The 16,999-nt window shown below is 41.0% G+C and carries 11 protein-coding genes; 3 read left to right on the top strand and 8 right to left on the bottom strand.

All coding sequences use genetic code 11. From position 1 onward, the window contains the following. The first annotated feature begins 241 nt into the window (after positions 1-241). The 3 genes from gltB to AC1M86_RS09815 all read left to right on the top strand — a co-directional run bounded on the left by gltB (position 242) and on the right by AC1M86_RS09815 (position 7,383). Entirely contained in the window at positions 242-4,717 is a 4,476-nt protein-coding gene (gltB, locus tag AC1M86_RS09825; protein WP_481607863.1) for a glutamate synthase large subunit, read from the top strand. Between the two features lie 72 nt (positions 4,718-4,789). Further along, complete coding sequence (locus tag AC1M86_RS09820; protein WP_035263992.1) at positions 4,790-6,211, top strand: FAD-dependent oxidoreductase; 1,422 nt, start codon at positions 4,790-4,792, stop codon at positions 6,209-6,211. 281 nt (positions 6,212-6,492) lie between these two features. Then, positions 6,493-7,383, top strand: a complete 891-nt coding sequence (locus tag AC1M86_RS09815) for a metal-dependent hydrolase (RefSeq protein WP_481589148.1) — start codon at positions 6,493-6,495, stop codon at positions 7,381-7,383. Between the two features lie 33 nt (positions 7,384-7,416). Here the strand turns inward: AC1M86_RS09815 and AC1M86_RS09810 are convergent, their stop codons facing one another. The 8 genes from AC1M86_RS09810 to AC1M86_RS09775 all read right to left on the bottom strand — a co-directional run bounded on the left by AC1M86_RS09810 (position 7,417) and on the right by AC1M86_RS09775 (position 16,839). Next, entirely contained in the window at positions 7,417-7,803 is a 387-nt protein-coding gene (locus AC1M86_RS09810; protein ID WP_481590464.1) for a Na+/H+ antiporter subunit G, read from the bottom strand. A gap of 15 nt (positions 7,804-7,818) precedes the next feature. After that, complete coding sequence (locus tag AC1M86_RS09805) at positions 7,819-8,094, bottom strand: monovalent cation/H+ antiporter subunit F (protein ID WP_092767266.1); 276 nt, start codon at positions 8,092-8,094, stop codon at positions 7,819-7,821. Then, positions 8,091-8,615, bottom strand: coding sequence for a Na+/H+ antiporter subunit E (locus AC1M86_RS09800; protein WP_481607896.1), 525 nt, complete (start codon positions 8,613-8,615; stop codon positions 8,091-8,093). The genes AC1M86_RS09805 and AC1M86_RS09800 overlap by 4 nt, the downstream gene beginning before the upstream one ends. Positions 8,616-8,618: 3 nt before the next feature. Then, positions 8,619-10,430, bottom strand: coding sequence for a monovalent cation/H+ antiporter subunit D (locus AC1M86_RS09795; RefSeq protein WP_481586741.1), 1,812 nt, complete (start codon positions 10,428-10,430; stop codon positions 8,619-8,621). Next, entirely contained in the window at positions 10,430-10,795 is a 366-nt protein-coding gene (locus tag AC1M86_RS09790; RefSeq protein WP_092767259.1) for a Na+/H+ antiporter subunit C, read from the bottom strand. Before AC1M86_RS09790 ends, AC1M86_RS09795 begins: the two co-directional genes overlap by 1 nt. Before the next feature lie 3 nt (positions 10,796-10,798). Further along, positions 10,799-13,636: a monovalent cation/H+ antiporter subunit A gene (locus tag AC1M86_RS09785; RefSeq protein WP_481607862.1), complete on the bottom strand. Its 2,838-nt coding sequence runs from the start codon at positions 13,634-13,636 to the stop codon at positions 10,799-10,801. A 314-nt stretch (positions 13,637-13,950) separates the two neighbouring features. Next, positions 13,951-15,318 carry an AAA family ATPase gene (locus AC1M86_RS09780; protein ID WP_481607861.1) on the bottom strand — a complete coding sequence of 456 codons (1,368 nt, stop codon included), beginning with the start codon at positions 15,316-15,318 and terminating at the stop codon, positions 13,951-13,953. Positions 15,319-15,345: 27 nt separating this feature from the next. Further along, complete coding sequence (locus tag AC1M86_RS09775) at positions 15,346-16,839, bottom strand: UvrD-helicase domain-containing protein (RefSeq protein WP_481586744.1); 1,494 nt, start codon at positions 16,837-16,839, stop codon at positions 15,346-15,348. Positions 16,840-16,999 lie beyond the last annotated feature (160 nt).

Here is a 16,999-nt window from a genome sequence, read left to right as displayed (position 1 = left end):
CTGATTAAGTAAATTGTCCCTATTTTGGAGCGAAGACCTTAATTTAGTGTGCGATTTAGTCAAATTGATCTGCTTTAAATGAGTGCAAATCGTCTCGTACATTTGTGAAATTAAATCAGAAAAGACGTTCAATAACGAAAGACATACAGAATCATGTCTTTGTTTTATAAAGAAATCGTATTTGAAGAATAGATAAGTTTTGCCCAATGAGGGCCATGTTGAAGAAGGGTACGCTATGCACATGCCATCGCCTAATACTGTAGCTCCCGCTAAAGGTCTATACCAACCGGATGAGTTTAAAGATAACTGTGGTTTCGGATTAATCGCCCATATGCAAGGTGATGCGAGTCATGACTTGGTCAAGACCGCGATTCATAGTTTAAGTTGTATGACGCACCGCGGTGGTATTGCTGCAGATGGTAAGACGGGTGATGGATGTGGTCTACTATTGGCTATGCCTAAGCAATTCTTCCGTGAAGAAGCAAAACGTTTAAGTGATATTACACTCAGTGAAATTTTTGCAGTAGGTACAGTTTTTCTTAGCCTAGATCCTGCAATTGCTGCACATGCAAAACAAGTGCTGACTAAAGAAATTGAATCAGAAGGTTTGCGTGTAATTGCATGGCGCTTAGTGCCAACCAATAATGAAGCATTAGGCTCAATTGCGATGCAGTCTTTGCCAGCTTTTGAACAAGTAATTGTTAACTGTCCAATGGGTGTTGAAGAAGTTGAGTTTAATCGTAAGTTATTCTTGGCTCGACGTCGTGCTGAACAAAAATTAAGTCAAGATAGTTCATTCTACGTTACAACACTTTGTTCAACTGTGATCTCTTATAAAGGCTTAATGATGCCTGAAGCGATTGCAGATTTTTATACAGATTTAGCTGATCCACGTTTGGAATCACACATTGTAGTGTTCCATCAGCGTTTCTCAACCAATACATTGCCACGTTGGCCATTGGCACAACCTTTCCGTTACTTAGCGCACAATGGTGAAATTAATACCATTACAGCAAACCGTAACTGGGCGATGGCACGTACACCAAAGTTTGAAAACCCGCTCTTACCTGGTTTAACTGAGCTCAACCCAATCGTAAATCGTACTGGCTCTGACTCTTCAAGTTTAGACAACATGCTCGAGATCTTGGTTGGTGGAGGTATGGATTTATTCCGTGCACTACGCATGCTCGTTCCACCAGCATGGCAAAACGTTGAAACTTTAGATGCTGATTTACGTGCATTCTATGAGTTCAACTCTAAACATATGGAAGCATGGGACGGGCCAGCAGGTCTTGTGATTCAAGATGGTCGTCATGCGATTTGTATGCTTGACCGTAATGGCTTACGTCCTGCACGTTGGGTAATTACTAAAAATGGTTACATCACACTTGCATCAGAAATTGGTGTCTGGGGTTATGAACCAGAAGATGTGGTCTCTAAAGGTCGTGTTGGACCAGGTCAGATCTTAGTCATTGACACTTTCACTGGTAAATTGCTGGATACTAAAGACGTCAGTAATCATCTGAAAAAAATGCGTCCTTATCGTCAATGGTTGCGTGAAAATTCAGTGCGTATCCAAGGCAGCCCTGAGTTAGAAGAATATCTATGTGATCAAGGCTTAAAAGGCGATGCTTTAAAAGCAGCGCAAAAAATGTTTATGGTGACATTTGAAGAGCGAGATCAGTTATTACGTCCAATCGCTGAAAGTGGTCAAGAAGCAGTAGGTTCGATGGGCGATGATACGCCGATGGCAGTATTGTCTCGTCAAGTACGCCATGTAACAGATTACTTCCGTCAACAGTTTGCTCAAGTAACTAACCCACCAATCGATCCATTACGTGAATCGATCGTAATGTCTTTAGAAACATGTTTGGGTCGTGAACAAAATGTATTTGAACAAGGTCCAGAGCATGCGGATCGATTAATTATTTCAAGTCCTGTACTGTCAAACTCTAAAATGCATCAAATTCGCACTTTAGGTCGTAAGGGCTATGAGATTGCAGATATTGATCTAAACTATGCAGAGACTGAAGGTCTAGAAGCCGCGATTACACGTATTTGTGAAGAAGCAGCGCAAGCAATTCGTGATGGCAAAACCCTATTAGTGATTTCCGATAAGAAAATCCGTGAAGGGTTCTTACCAGCCAATGCAGCGATGGTAACGGGTGCTATCCACCATTACCTCATCCATGCAGGTTTACGTACAGATGCAAACATTATTGTTGAAACAGCTTTAGCGCGTGATCCACACCAGTTTGCCGTAATGCTTGGCTTTGGCGCAACAGCAATTTACCCATATCTTGCATATGACGTCATTAATGATTTAATTACGAAAGGTGAGTTGTTAGGTGATCCGATTCATGCGCAAGCGAATTTCCGTAAAGGGATTGAAAAAGGATTGTTGAAAGTCCTTTCAAAAATGGGTATTTCCACCGTTGCTTCATATCGCGGTGGGCAGTTGTTTGAGGCTGTTGGTTTATCTGAAGAAGTTGTTAATAAATGCTTCACAGGTGTTCCAAGCCGTATTAAAGGTGCGACTTTTGTTGATCTTGAAAATGATTTGAAAAAATTAGCAGAAACCGCTTGGAAATCACGTAAGCCAATTGAGCAAGGTGGTTTGCTGAAATTTGTATTTGATAAGGAATATCACGCTTTTAATCCTGATGTAATTAATGCTCTACATAAATCTGTACGTTCTGGGAAATATGAAGATTTCAAAGAATATGCTGAGCTTGTAAATAATCGTCCAGTGGCAACCATTCGTGATTTATTTAAACTCAAAACAGAAAATTCAATTCCACTGGATCAAGTTGAATCTGTAGAAGCGATTCTTCCGCGTTTTGACTCTGCAGGGATGTCTTTAGGGGCATTATCACCAGAAGCACATGAAGCGATTGCCATTGCAATGAATACAATTGGTGGTCGTTCGAACTCAGGTGAGGGTGGTGAAGATCCAGCGCGTTACGGCACAATCCGGAACTCAAAAATCAAACAAATCGCATCAGGTCGTTTTGGTGTAACGCCTGCTTACTTAACTTCTGCAGAAGTACTGCAAATTAAAGTGGCACAAGGTGCAAAACCGGGTGAAGGTGGTCAGTTGCCAGGTGGTAAAGTGAATGGCTTAATTGCACGTTTACGCTACTCTGTACCGGGTGTGACATTAATTTCTCCACCACCGCACCACGATATTTATTCAATCGAAGATTTATCGCAGTTAATTTTTGATTTAAAACAAGTGAACCCTCAAGCGATGGTCTCCGTAAAACTGGTATCTGAGCCAGGTGTGGGTACGATTGCTGCGGGTGTTGCAAAAGCCTATGCTGACTTTATTACCATCTCTGGTTATGACGGTGGTACAGCAGCATCGCCATTGTCTTCGATTCATCATGCGGGTTCGCCATGGGAGCTTGGTCTTTCTGAAGCGCATCAAGCCCTTCGTGTAAATGATTTGCGTGGTAAAGTTCGCGTTCAAACGGATGGTGGTTTAAAAACGGGTCTAGATGTCGTGAAAGCAGCTATTTTAGGTGCGGAAAGCTTCGGTTTTGGTTCTACACCAATGATTGCGTTGGGTTGTAAATACCTCCGTATCTGCCACTTAAATAACTGTGCGACTGGTGTAGCGACTCAGCAAGATCATTTGCGTCAAGAGCACTATATCGGTGAACCACAAATGCTCATTAACTTCTTCACCTTTATTGCTGAAGAAACACGTGAGTGGTTGGCTGCATTAGGTGTATCAAGTTTGAAAGACTTGATTGGTCGTACCGATTTACTAGAAATGCTACCTGGTGAAACAGATAAGCATGCTCACCTAGATTTAAGTGCTTTACTTGAATCACATCCAGCTGCTGAAGGCAAAGCTCAATATTGCGAAGTCGAAGGAAATGCACCATTTGATAAAGGTGTTTTGGCTGAGTCTATGATCGCAGAAATATTGCCTGCGATTGAAGCTGGTACAGGTGGTGAATACAGTTTTAGCATTGGTAACTGTGACCGTTCTATTGGGGCACGTGTTTCAGGTGAGATCGCTCGTCGCTATGGTAACTTAAGTATGGAAGCACACCCTGTTAAAGTGAATTTGACAGGTACTGCTGGACAATCACTTGGTGTATGGAATGCGGGTGGTCTGCATATCAAGCTTGAGGGTGATGCGAATGACTATGTGGGTAAAGGTATGGCGGGTGGTCGTATCTCAATTTTCCCACCGAAGGGTTCTCCATTCCAAACACAAGAAACAGCGATCATTGGTAACACATGTTTATATGGTGCAACAGGCGGTAAATTATTTGCTGCAGGTACAGCTGGTGAACGTTTTGCTGTTCGTAACTCAGGTGCGTTCGCGGTGATTGAGGGTGCTGGAGATCACTGTTGTGAATACATGACAGGTGGTATTGTGACGGTACTGGGTAAAGTTGGTCATAACTTCGGTGCAGGTATGACAGGTGGTTTTGCTTATGTACTTGATTTAGATAATGACTTTGTTGATCATTATAACCACGAGTTGATCGAGCTTAATCGTATTTCGACCGAATCAATGGAAGAACATAAAGAGTTCTTAAGCCGCATTTTAGATGAGCATATTAAGGAAACTGGTAGTGCTTGGGCGTACAAGATCCGTAACGAGTTTGATTTCTACAGCCGTAAATTCTGGTTGGTGAAACCAAAAGCTGCAAACTTGCAGACTTTATTAAAAACAACTCAAGCTGATCCTCAATAATTCCACTACTGCAGATATATAGGCAGATGCAGCTGAACTAACAATAGACTGCATCTACCCACGGAGAGAGACATGGCAGAACGCCTTAATAATGACTTTCAATTCCTGGATGTCGCACGCCAAGATCCAGAGAAAAAAGATCTCAACGTCCGCAAAGCTGAGTTTGTGGAAATTTATAAACCCTTTACAGCTGAAGTTGCGAAAAACCAAACACATCGCTGTTTAGGTTGTGGTAACCCTTACTGTGAATGGAAATGTCCAGTACATAACTATATTCCAAACTGGTTAAAACTGATTGCTGAAGGTCGTATTTTTCAAGCAGCAGAGCTTTGCCACCAAACCAATACACTACCGGAGGTGTGTGGTCGAGTTTGTCCTCAAGACCGTTTGTGTGAAGGTGCATGTACACTAAATGATGGGTTTGGTGCGGTGACCATTGGAAATGCTGAAAAGTATATTAATGATACGGCATTTGCATTGGGCTGGCGTCCTGACATGTCTCATGTCAAATGGACAGATAAAAAAGTCGCGATTATTGGTGCAGGCCCTGCAGGTCTAGGTTGTGCGGACATTTTGGTGCGCAATGGTGTTAAACCTGTCGTATTTGATAAGCGCCCAGAAATAGGTGGTTTGCTGACCTTTGGTATTCCTGAATTTAAGATGGAAAAGGACGTGATGAAACGTCGTCGTGAAATCTTTACAGGCATGGGGATTGAATTCCGTTTAAATACAGAAATTGGCACAGACATCACCATTGATCAATTGCTTGCTGATTATGACGCTGTCTTCATGGGTATGGGAACATACACATACATGAAAGGTGGTTTCGCAGGTGAAGATTTGGAAGGTGTTTATGATGCCCTTGATTTCTTAATTGCCAATGTGAATCGTTGCCAAGGTTGGGAGAAAGATCCTTCAGAATTTATCAGTGTGGAAGGTAAGAAAGTTATTGTACTCGGTGGCGGTGATACTGCTATGGACTGTAACCGTACTTCAATCCGCCAAGGTGCAACATCTGTCACTTGTGCATACCGCCGCGATGAAGAAAACATGCCAGGTTCACGCCGTGAAGTTAAAAATGCGCGAGAAGAAGGTGTTGAATTTCAGTTCAATCGTCAGCCGATCGAAATCGTGGGTGAGAATGGAAAGGTCACAGGTGTTAAATTTGTGACGACTCAACTCAGTGAGCCTGATAGTCGTGGTCGTCGCAGTCCTGAACCGATCCCAGGTTCAGAGGAAATCTTACCTGCTGATGCAGTGCTGTTGGCCTTTGGTTTCCGTACAAGCCCTGCAGAATGGTTTAATGATGTAAGTATTAATTTAGATGGTTCAGGTCGTGTCGTTGCTCCTGAGCATCAACAATACAAGTTCCAAACTTCTAATCCGAAAATCTTTGCCGGTGGAGATATGGTGCGTGGTTCTGACTTGGTCGTAACTGCGATTTGGGAAGGACGTCAGGCTGCTGAAGGTATTTTAGATTATCTTGATGTTTAAACGAAAACATGCCTTACAAAAAATCCTACTTCGGTAGGATTTTTCATTTATATGCATGACTTGTTTGACAATCTCTTGTTGAATATTCAAAAGTATCCAATTCAAGAACTATCTTAAGAATCATGTAATTAAATTAAAAAAGAGAATGGTGTTGTAATTTAATTTGCGACTTTATTGGCAAAAAATATAATTTATTTGTCTGTGTGGTTATTTTTGCAATATTAAATCTGATTTATTCTGACAGTATGAATAAGAAATGCTATATCCATATAGGCTCTAAAATGACAACTACACAAATCGCCAAAGATAAATCTTATTTAAATCGTCCAAAAGCGATTGGGATTACCGTACGACGTTTAAATTATAATCCTAAAGCCATACGACGCCATTTTTTCGCGAATTCTCCTGTCATGTCACACTTGTTGACGGCACTTTCTTCTACCTTTCCAATTGGTGAACAATTCTTTGTTCATAGTGTTCGTAATGTACGAGATAAAGTGAAAGATGAAAAATTACAAGCGCAGATTGCAGCATTTATTGGTCAAGAAGCGATGCATTCAAAAGCACATGCGGAATTTAATGACGCTTGGCGCCGTGATGATTATCAACTTGACAACTTTCAAGCATGGTTAGCGCGACGCGATGAATTTATTCGTACTACCCATCCAAAATTGCAGTTAGCAATTACCTGTGCTTTTGAGCATTTTACAGCGTTATTGGGTGGTTATATTCTTCGTCATCCTGAAGTCCTGTCGACCTTAGATGAAGATGCAACTAAGCTTTGGGTGTGGCATGCTATTGAAGAAATTGAACATCGAGCAGTTGCATTTGATGTCTATCAAGCGGTATACAAAGATACCAAAGTGCGCCGCAATATTATGCGTAGCGTAACCACAGGTTTCGCGAGTCTTACATTTTATTCAGCGACTCGATTATTTTGGCAAGATCGTCGAAAAAGCTTACCGAAGGTCAGTGGAAACTTATATGGTATTTACCTGATTTCTAAAATGATGATCGAGCTAATTCCAGAATATTTATCATATTACAAAGAAGATTTTCATCCTTCTGAAATTGACTATACGGATATCGTGAATCATTGGAAGGCAAAATTAGCTGAAGAATATCAAGTGGAAGGCTTCCAAGAGCATCCCCAACCTGTACTATATAGCTAACAAAAAAAACCTAGCGAAAGCTAGGTTTTTTTATTACTTAGATGAGTCTTGATTAAACTGACGCATTCTTCTTTGGCGCTGCCAAGGGAGAGGGCGGTCTAGTGCTTCGGGGACATCGCCTGATGTAGAGCGTAAACGTAAATGTAATGCAGCTTGTGCAATTAAATTTGCCGATACAGGCGCCGTAATAAAGGCAAGTAATGTAATCAGTAGTTCAGCAAACCCAAAGCGACTATGAAAAGCTGAATAAATCATAGCTGCTATTAAAAAACTACCTAGGCCTAGTGTGCTCGACTTTGTAGGGGCATGCAGACGCATGAATAGGTCAGGCAATTTCACCATTCCAATTCCACCTACAAGTGTAAAAAAGGCACCATTGATCAGGAAGAAGGAAACTAAGATTTCCATAATCAGCTGAATATTCATAGTTTTCTCCTAGTCCACCACATGGCCTGTCGTAAAATAGCGAGCTAATGCTGCTGTCGATACGAAACCGAGCATGGCTACCAATAGTGCACCTTCAAATAAAGAGGTGCTAGCCCAATAAATTCCTAGAACCACAACTAAACACGTAGCATTCAGAAATAAAGTATCTAATGCAAGTAGTCGATCAACCATTGAAGGACCGATTACAAGACGGATTAGACAAAGCAACATTGAAATCGTAATTCCAATTAAGCTAATTCCCAATACATAAGGGAGAATGATCATTGAGAATCTCCTTGCTGTTTTACATGGAAGATTGCGATGAGAGGCGCTTCGTAGCGCTGTTTGATTTCTAAAATATCAGCCTCTGGATTGTCTGTATTAATCGAGTGAACAAGAATATCTCCACGTTCTTGGTCGATTCCAGCACTGACTGTACCAGGAGTAGTCGTAATGATCATTGCCAGTAAACTGTTTACTTGGTCATGATCCGTATCTAGAGGTACCCGATACCACTTAGGGTGTAGACGATCAGTAGGTCCTAGGACTTGTTTAGCAACACGAATATTACTGAAGATAATGTCCCATAACACAACAAAAACCAGTTTAACTGCTAAATCCCAATGAATATTGGGTGTACGAACGATAAAAGGTTGTACTAGCTTAGGAATGACTAAACCAATAAGAATAGCAACCAATATATCAAACAACGCTGCGCTGTTAGCCAACATCAGCCAACTGATAGCCACGATAACTGAAACAAAAGGATGTGGCATGATTCGATCAAATAGAGAGCTCTTTTGTATCATTTACTGCTCCATCGGTTGAAGCTTAGATTGGGCTTCTTCAGGTTGTCGCTGGTTCAATTCTTGTTCTTTGATTTGACGGCGCTTGAACTCTGAGATGTGTTCGCCCTCAAGTGATTTTTCACTTATAACATGTGGAATATAATGTGCATTTGGGTCTGCAAACTCTCCGCCGTATTTTGTTTCTGGAAGATAATTGGGATCAAATGGTTGTACACTAATTACTTCACCACGTTCATCCATTTTTAAAACAGCAGTAATATATTGTTCTGAATCATTTAACTGATTTGCAGTTTGTTGAATATACTGTGTGACTGGATGAGCAAATATCACATAAGCGATTAAACTTATAATAAAGACAAAAATTGTGGTGTCATTACGTGGAGGTGCCTTGCTTGGTAACTTTTGATATTCATGATAAGACTCTTGATTAGGGTCATTTTCTGGTACAGTTGAACGCCATAAAATAACGAATCCTAAGCGCGTGAAAGCTATGATACTAAGCAAGCTCACAATCAGAATGACAATAATAATGAGCAATTGATAGCTAGATACAGAGGCCGCTTGAAGGATAAATACTTTTCCAAAGAATCCACTGAAGGGTGGAAGCCCTGCCATCATGAGTGCAATAATGAAAAAGCAAATCGAAACTAGCGTCTGCTGTTTCATGATTGGTGCGATTTTTAGATGATCTTTGAATGCACCACGCTGCGAAGTAATCCAACCGCATAGCAAGTAGAATGCAGCGGCAATAATCGTACTATGCACGAGGTAATATAGCGCTGCAGCCCAAGCATCTGCAGTCATCAGAGAAAGGGCGATTGCAATCGTTCCTATAGACGATAGGATCATGAAACCAACAAAACGACGCATTCGCTCTGCACCAATCGCACCAATTACACCATAAATAGTCGTAATTAAACCAATTGGAAGCAGCCAAGTGCTGAGAATTTCTCGCGAAAGCTCATCGGTGAATACGGTTCCATTCACACGTAAAATGGCATAGATACCCACTTTGGTCATGATGGTGAATAATGCGGCTACAGGGGTCGTGGCGACGGCATAAGTTTTAGGTAGCCATAGTCCGACAGGGAGGATTGCAGCCTTGATACCAAAGACTACAAACAGCATTAATCCGCCTGCAACTGCCATATTGTACTGATCACCTTCAAGTGTACGTACAATTCGACCCACATCAGCCATATTCAGGCTACCAGTATTACCATAAATCATCCCTAAGCCAATCAAAAAGAATGCAGACGCTAATAGGTTGATCGTTACATAGTGAATACCAAGTTGGAAACGTGCTTTGCCTTGACCATGTAGAAGCAATACATATGAAGCCATCAACAGCACTTCAAAGAAAACAAACAAGTTAAATAAGTCGCCTGTTAGAAATGCACCACATAATCCCATGAGTAAAAAATGGCTCATTGCATGGAAATAGCGTCCACGTTCATCCCATTCTTTACTTGCAAACCAAATAATTGGTGTCGCAAGAGCATAGGTGAGCACGAGCATAAAGGCTGCCAAACGATCTAGTACAAGTACAATGCCAAAAGGAGCTGACCACTCGCTTAAACTATACACATAGATCTGACCAGAGTTTGCCTGAATTAAGTAAATGATTGCAGTCGCTAAACCAAGAAAAACCGATGTTAAACTGATTCCACGACGCCAAGGTTGACGCCAGTCATGCGCTAAAGATCCTGAACCTGGATTACCCAATAGCACTAAAATAAATGCAGTAAATGTCGGAATTAAAATACTTAAAATTGGCGAGTGGGTGAGCCATAAATCATAAAAATTCATCATTAAGGCTCATCCTCTCTTGGGTCTGTATTGATTATTTCTTCTTTAGAGTCAACATGATCAGTACCCGATTCATAGCGACTTCTCAATGCTAGTTGCACGATAAAAGCAGTTGTGGCAAAACCGATTACAATTGCCGTTAATACAAGTGCTTGAGGTAATGGATCTGTAACTTGAGTGGCATTGGTTAAAATCGCAGGTGAATTTAATTGAATCCGCCCCATTGCAAAGAGAAATAAATTGACTGCATACCCTATCATGGCCAAGCCTAGTACCACAGGGAAAGTGCGGGCACGTAAAATCAGATAAATACCAGTGGCAACCAATAATCCAATAGCGGAGGCGAGTAAAAATTCTAAACTAATCATTCTTTACTCCTTCGGTACAGGGCCGGTGATGCTTGAGTTGCGTGAGTCGCCTAAAACGGAAATCATGAGCATTGTTGCACCAACGACTGTGACATAGACACCAACATCAAATGCTGCAGCAGATGGCAAATGCATTTTTCCGAGAATGATCGGCTCTACATAAATATGAGCACTGGTCAGGAATGGTCGACCCCAGAACCACGCAGCGACCCCAGTCAGACCAGCAATAGTTAAGCCAGTACCAATCCAAATTTCATAAAGACGCCCAGACTTTGCTCGTAAGAGTTGTTCAGTGTGATCTTGACCTAGTGCAATGTACTGAATCACAAGCGCCATTGATGTAATGAGACCTGCGATAAAGCCACCCCCTGGAAGATTATGTCCGCGTAAGAAAATATATAAGCTGACGACTAAGGCAATCGGAAGGACCCAAGATGCGGTCATTCGGAACATCAACGGTGATGGATTAAAGCGATAGGTTAAGCCTTGTGTAATGGTCGTACCATGAGCACGCATTCCATCCATTAAACACAGTGTCCCAATCGCAGCAATACCCAGTACTGTGATTTCACCAAAGGTATCAAATCCACGGAAATCGACTAAAATTACGTTCACAATATTTGAACCACCACCGAGCGGTAGAGATTGTTGAACAAAGAACCATGAGATTGAATTGTGATCACGCGTTAGAATCATCCAAGTGATCCAACCGATTCCTAGGCCTCCGATGATTGCAATCACCGCATCTCTCCAACGACGAGTGCGTGAAGATTCATAAGGCGTAAGTTGTGGTAAGAGGGACAGACTCATCAGAAGTAAAACAGTTGTGACAACATCGACTGTGATTTGTGTGAGTGCCAGGTCTGGTGCTGACATCGTAACAAAGACCATCGTCACGACAAGACCGATTGCTCCACTGATAAGAACGGCTTTAATGCGTTCATGGTGAAACCAAAGCATCATCCAGCACGCTGAAAACAGTAATAACCAAAGCACGATTGCAACCAATGGTGCATGCGTCAGTTCGCGTGTACCTGCATAAATACCTTGACCAATGAGAGGCATGGAGACTAAAGCAACAGCAAAAATTAATATCCACAATAAATAGTTTTGTAGAGAACCTGTTTCTGTTGCTCTTTTTAATTTTCGCGAACTTAAGAGCAAATGTTTGAGAAAGAGATCAAACAGGACTTTACCTTGAAGTTTGCCAAGTATTGGATCAAGGTCAATGTCACGAATTCTACTGTTCTTCGCAAGACTAAAATAAAAAATAATACCGCCAATCAATGCAATCGCACTCATCAATAAAGGCACATTAAAGCCATGCCAGATTGCTAGATGTACGCCTTTAAAAGCTGGAAGGTTGGTGCTTGCTCGTGCACCAGCATTGACGATATCGCCTACTAAGAGCGCTGGTAATAGACCCACTGCAATACATAATGTAGCTAATAAAATTGCAGGTGCACGCATACCAATTGGTGGTTCATGCGCATCTTTATTTGGAATCGCTTTGCCTAAATCACCATCAAAAAATACGCCATGAACTAAACGAACAGAATACGCGACAGCAAACAGCCCTGCGAGTGTTGCAATAATTGCTGCGAAGATACCTACACCACCCGAGAGATTCGCTAATAGTTCAGTAAAGAACATTTCTTTGGATAAGAATCCATTGGTCAGTGGTACACCAGCCATTGAGGCTGCTGTGATCATGGTTAAAGTCGCTGTAAATGGAAGTAACTGCCATACCCCACTGAGTTTTCGTAAATCACGTGTACCTGTTTCATGGTCGATAATACCAGCGATCATGAATAATGCTGCTTTAAAGGTCGCATGGTTAATGATATGAAAAATAGCTGCAGCCACAGCGAGTGGTGAACCAATCCCAAGTAAGCAAACGATCAAGCCTAAATGACTAATGGTGGAGTAGGCGAGCAAACCTTTCAGATCTTCCTTAAAAATGGCAAAGAACGCGGCCATACATAAGGTAAATAAACCAATGAATGTGACGAGGTTGTGATACAGAGCAGAACCAACAAAGATTGGCATTAAGCGCGCCAGTAAGAAAATTCCTGCTTTAACCATTGTTGCTGAATGCAAATAAGCTGACACGGGTGTTGGAGCAGCCATTGCATTTGGCAACCAAAAATGGAAAGGAAATTGAGCACTTTTGGTGAATGCACCTAAAAGAATAAGGAGCAAGGCTGGCACAAATAAATGACTCGATTGAATCTGCGTCGTCATATTGAGGATTTGATCAATTTGATATGTGCCAGTAATTTGACCTAATAGAATAAAACCACCGAGCATGGCTAAACCACCCATACCCGTGATGGTTAAGGCCATTCTTGAGCCACGCTGTGCTGCTTCGTAGTTACTCCAATAACCCACTAAAAGGAATGACGAAATACTGGTCATTTCCCAAAAGACAAGAAGAATAAGTAAATTATTGGAAAGTGAAATGCCGAGCATGGCGGCCATGAACAGCATCAGTAAGAAATATAGCTTACTTAGAGAGTTTTTATGATTTAAATAATAATAAGCATAAATATAAATGAGCGTCCCAATCCCTGTAATAAGGAGGGAGAAGATCAAGCCTAATGCATCAAGTCTAAAGCTTAAGTCGATACCAAACTGTGGTAACCATAACCAGTGTTCAGAGATGACTTGACCTTGAAAGACGTCTTTGGCTTGAGTCAGCAACAAGATAAAACTTGTTAAGCTGACTCCAATTGCCCCTAATGCTGTCGCCCCGCGAGAGATTTTTTGCAGCCAGAGGACAAGAAAAGTGCCAAGTATTAATGGTAACAATATAATAATCGGTAGCACACTCGTATCCATAGAGTTGTAGGCCGGAACCTATGATGAGTTTTATCTTTCAAAAGCTTGAGGATGGCAAAGAGTCATCCAACTACTTAAACTTTGAAAGCCGAACGAATTTTAAAAACAAAAACAAGTTGTGTTGCGCAACTTGGAAAGCTAATGCAAAGAAATAGACACTTTTTGATTAAAAAATGAATGAGTAGATTTTATTACATGTATAAAATTACATCAAACTTTTTAGCTACACAATTCAGAATTATAGCGAAAAAAAGCTTAAATTTCTGTTTAAATTGAGTGAGTCATACCCGATTAATTCATCTATTTCCAATCAATTAGGGTAAGGAAATACTCGATAAGTCACCAGCTTGGAGATACTCAATGAAGCGCTGTTTTTCTAACGCTGATAAATTTTTGAAGTGTTCAAACAAACGCAAGCCATCAAGCGTATCAGTAGATCGACTCACTTCAGTGATTTGATCATCTTGTAAATCATTAGCCATGAGTTGAGCAAATAGTTCATCATATTGTTCCCTGATTTGGTTTTGTTCTACTTCAACAATTTTTCGATTTTCTAACTTAAAATGTTGTACATCTACTTCATTGTTTAAAATCAATTCAGAGCATGCAGATGCGATAATTTGAATTTGTGGGAATGCTTCATGCAAACGGCTGAGTACGTTTTGCACAAAATCTTCATCTACTTGAGCATCAATATTGTCAATTAATAGAATGCCTTCACCATCAAGGCATGGGTCAATACTATGAGGATTCAGGAGACAAAGTCGTCTGACAATATCACCTACTAAACACAACCATTGACGATACGAATTAGATAATTGCGAAAAAGGAATTTCTTGACCATTTTGTACCAGCATCAATTGGATCTTGGGCGTGTATTCAATATAAATGTCACTGATCGATGGGAATAATGTCTGGATGGCTTTCTTGAGTGCTTTGAGTGATGGTAGTTGCATCTCTGCTTCAAGATTCAATAATTTTGCAACTAAATCCTCTTGGTCATGATGAGAGGATAATTTTTGATTGGTTTGAATTTTTTGAAAAACTTGTGCTAATCGTGCATTTTCGATGTCGCTAATTTCACGAAACCATTCGAAGAACCGAGCAAAGGTTGTGTAAGGGAGTGCTGCAAGTTCATAGGCTGCGTGTGTTTGTAATACAGCAGGATTATTTTTGCTTAGCAAATTCACTTCGTTGATAAAGCGATCAGAAGGATAGTAGGCCACCATAGGCATGCCTTGAGCAGGATCTTGTTTGATCGCTTGTTGATAAAGATGAACGAGTGATTCTAATTGAGTCGTTAGCGCTTTACTATGACCTACACCTTTACTGGTTAATGTTTTATAGAGTTGCCATTCGCACAAACCATCTTCATTGTGTTGCACAGTCGCAGCCTGTTCAATAGATCCAATATCAGTGGGATATTGAACACAAATATCTATTTTGGCTTGAATGTGTTTGTGCTTAATATCAGAATCAAGCATGACTACACCAGCGGTTCTTAAATCTTTGGCACGTGCAGCAAACCACGTTAAAGCTTGATAAATATTTTTAATAATCGCAGTTTTACCAGAGGCCTGATCACCTAAAATAATAGATATTGGTCTTTGAGTTGGATCAAATTTAATTTTTATATCTGAAAAATGATAACAGTGACGTAACTGAATAGATTGAACTTTCATATTTTGCCTGCAACTTATCGTAGGGGATTATGCTGTTGCTTTCGTTTTAATCGTGGATTTAAGTTTGAGTTGTTGTATTAAATCATAAATATGATGAATATTTAAGCTGCTTTTTGCTCGTGTACATGCGACATAAAGTAAACGTAATTCTTCATCGCTGATTTTATGTTCTAGTCCATTAATTTTAAATTGGTAATCATCTTCTAAATGCACGCGATTCCACTCTAAACCTTTGGCTTTATGAGCGGTTGAAATTACATAGTCCGCTTGTTCAATGGGTGTGATTTTGGCAAGAGCTCGTTTGAGTGGATCTGTACCATGTTCATCAACCAATTTAACCAAAGGCTTGATGTCACTACCATCATTAGTTTCACAATATTCATGTACATCATGCCAAGAGTTGAACCAAGCTAACTCAGGAACGTCCGTTACTCTTTTACCTTGTTTAAGTAAGCTTGCAGCGTCAACAAAGCGATTTAATTTCGCATGATCGGCTTGCAGGCTCACTTTGTCTCCTTGAACTAATCCTGAGAGTAAAAGTTCCATCGCGCGTGCGTTAGTACGGCATAAAATCGCATCTCGCATTTTGGTATGAGGCTTGTTGACGACTTTTGATTGGAGTTCGGGGTTGCCAATCAACGGAACAGTCTCATTGAGTGCGCCTAATAAGTGATTAGCAACTTCAGCGATATCATCACCAAAACGGAATGAAGTGGTTAGGCGCGATTCGGGTAAAGGCATTTGTTGCATCGCATTGACTGCCCCACGCCATGCATAAATTTGTTGATGTGCATCGCCGACATAGATGACTTGCGTACTTTTTTGCTTGAGTAAAATCCCCAGCATCAGGGGGTCAGCATCCTGTGCTTCATCAAACAATACATAGTCTGCGGGTATAAAAGGATCTGATAAAGCCCATAATTTGAGATAGATGTCATGTCCAATGCCAGCCTGATGATTAGGGTCGATTGATTCTAACCAACGACGTTCGACTGCAGGATAGAGGTGTTGCTGTAATACCGCAATATCGTCAGCATGTAGCCAACTTGGTGCTTGAATATGGCGGGGTGCAGGATATTGCGAGCTTGTTGAACAGAAATAACTGACAGCATTTGCAACTAAGCCCGCCAAACGACTAGGCATAAGCGCATATTTTTCGTAACGCCCCCCCATGAGTCGGCGTAATGTGATGGGTTGCAAACGGTATTCTTTGGCAATAAAGCTCGGGCTCAAGCGAGGGAGTCTAAGTTTATCTGTCACTCCACGTGGAACGCTTCGAAATGCTAAAGAGTGGAATGTACGACAATCCACGCGCTGATGAAATTTTTGTTGAGCCTCGCTGGCAATCGCTTTGTTAAAGGCAAGATACATACCGCGACGCTGTTGCATCGCATCACTGACTAATTTAAGCGTTGTTGTTTTACCTGTACCTGCATAGGCAATCACTTTGAAGGATTGACCAGATTGCGCTTGTTGAATCGCAATTTCTTGTTCTAAGGTAGGTTTGACAATGACAGACACAGGTTGATAAATCTTCAATGGTTTTAAAAATGATCAGTGAGTATAGCAAGAATTTACAAGGGGGAGAGTTCAATCTTCTTCTTTTTGGATGGGGAGTCTTGGGCGATTTAAAAAGCCGAACTAAATAAAAAAGCCATGTTTGAACATGGCTTTATAAGGG

The sequence above is a fragment of the Acinetobacter sp. ANC_7654 genome (assembly GCF_056779855.1).
Note: the sequence above shows the minus strand (reverse complement) of the source record. Positions and strands in the feature narration are given on the sequence as shown.

Excerpts from the sequence above, each read along its gene's own strand:
- gltB (WP_481607863.1), top strand. The coding sequence starts at position 242 with ATGCCATCGCCTAATACTGTAGCTCCCGCTAAAGGTCTATACCAACCG.
- AC1M86_RS09820 (WP_035263992.1), top strand. The coding sequence starts at position 4,790 with ATGGCAGAACGCCTTAATAATGACTTTCAATTCCTGGATGTCGCACGC.
- AC1M86_RS09815 (WP_481589148.1), top strand. The coding sequence starts at position 6,493 with ATGACAACTACACAAATCGCCAAAGATAAATCTTATTTAAATCGTCCA.
- AC1M86_RS09805 (WP_092767266.1), bottom strand. The coding sequence starts at position 8,094 with ATGATCATTCTCCCTTATGTATTGGGAATTAGCTTAATTGGAATTACG.
- AC1M86_RS09795 (WP_481586741.1), bottom strand. The coding sequence starts at position 10,430 with ATGATGAATTTTTATGATTTATGGCTCACCCACTCGCCAATTTTAAGT.
- AC1M86_RS09790 (WP_092767259.1), bottom strand. The coding sequence starts at position 10,795 with ATGATTAGTTTAGAATTTTTACTCGCCTCCGCTATTGGATTATTGGTT.
- AC1M86_RS09785 (WP_481607862.1), bottom strand. The coding sequence starts at position 13,636 with ATGGATACGAGTGTGCTACCGATTATTATATTGTTACCATTAATACTT.
- AC1M86_RS09780 (WP_481607861.1), bottom strand. The coding sequence starts at position 15,318 with ATGAAAGTTCAATCTATTCAGTTACGTCACTGTTATCATTTTTCAGAT.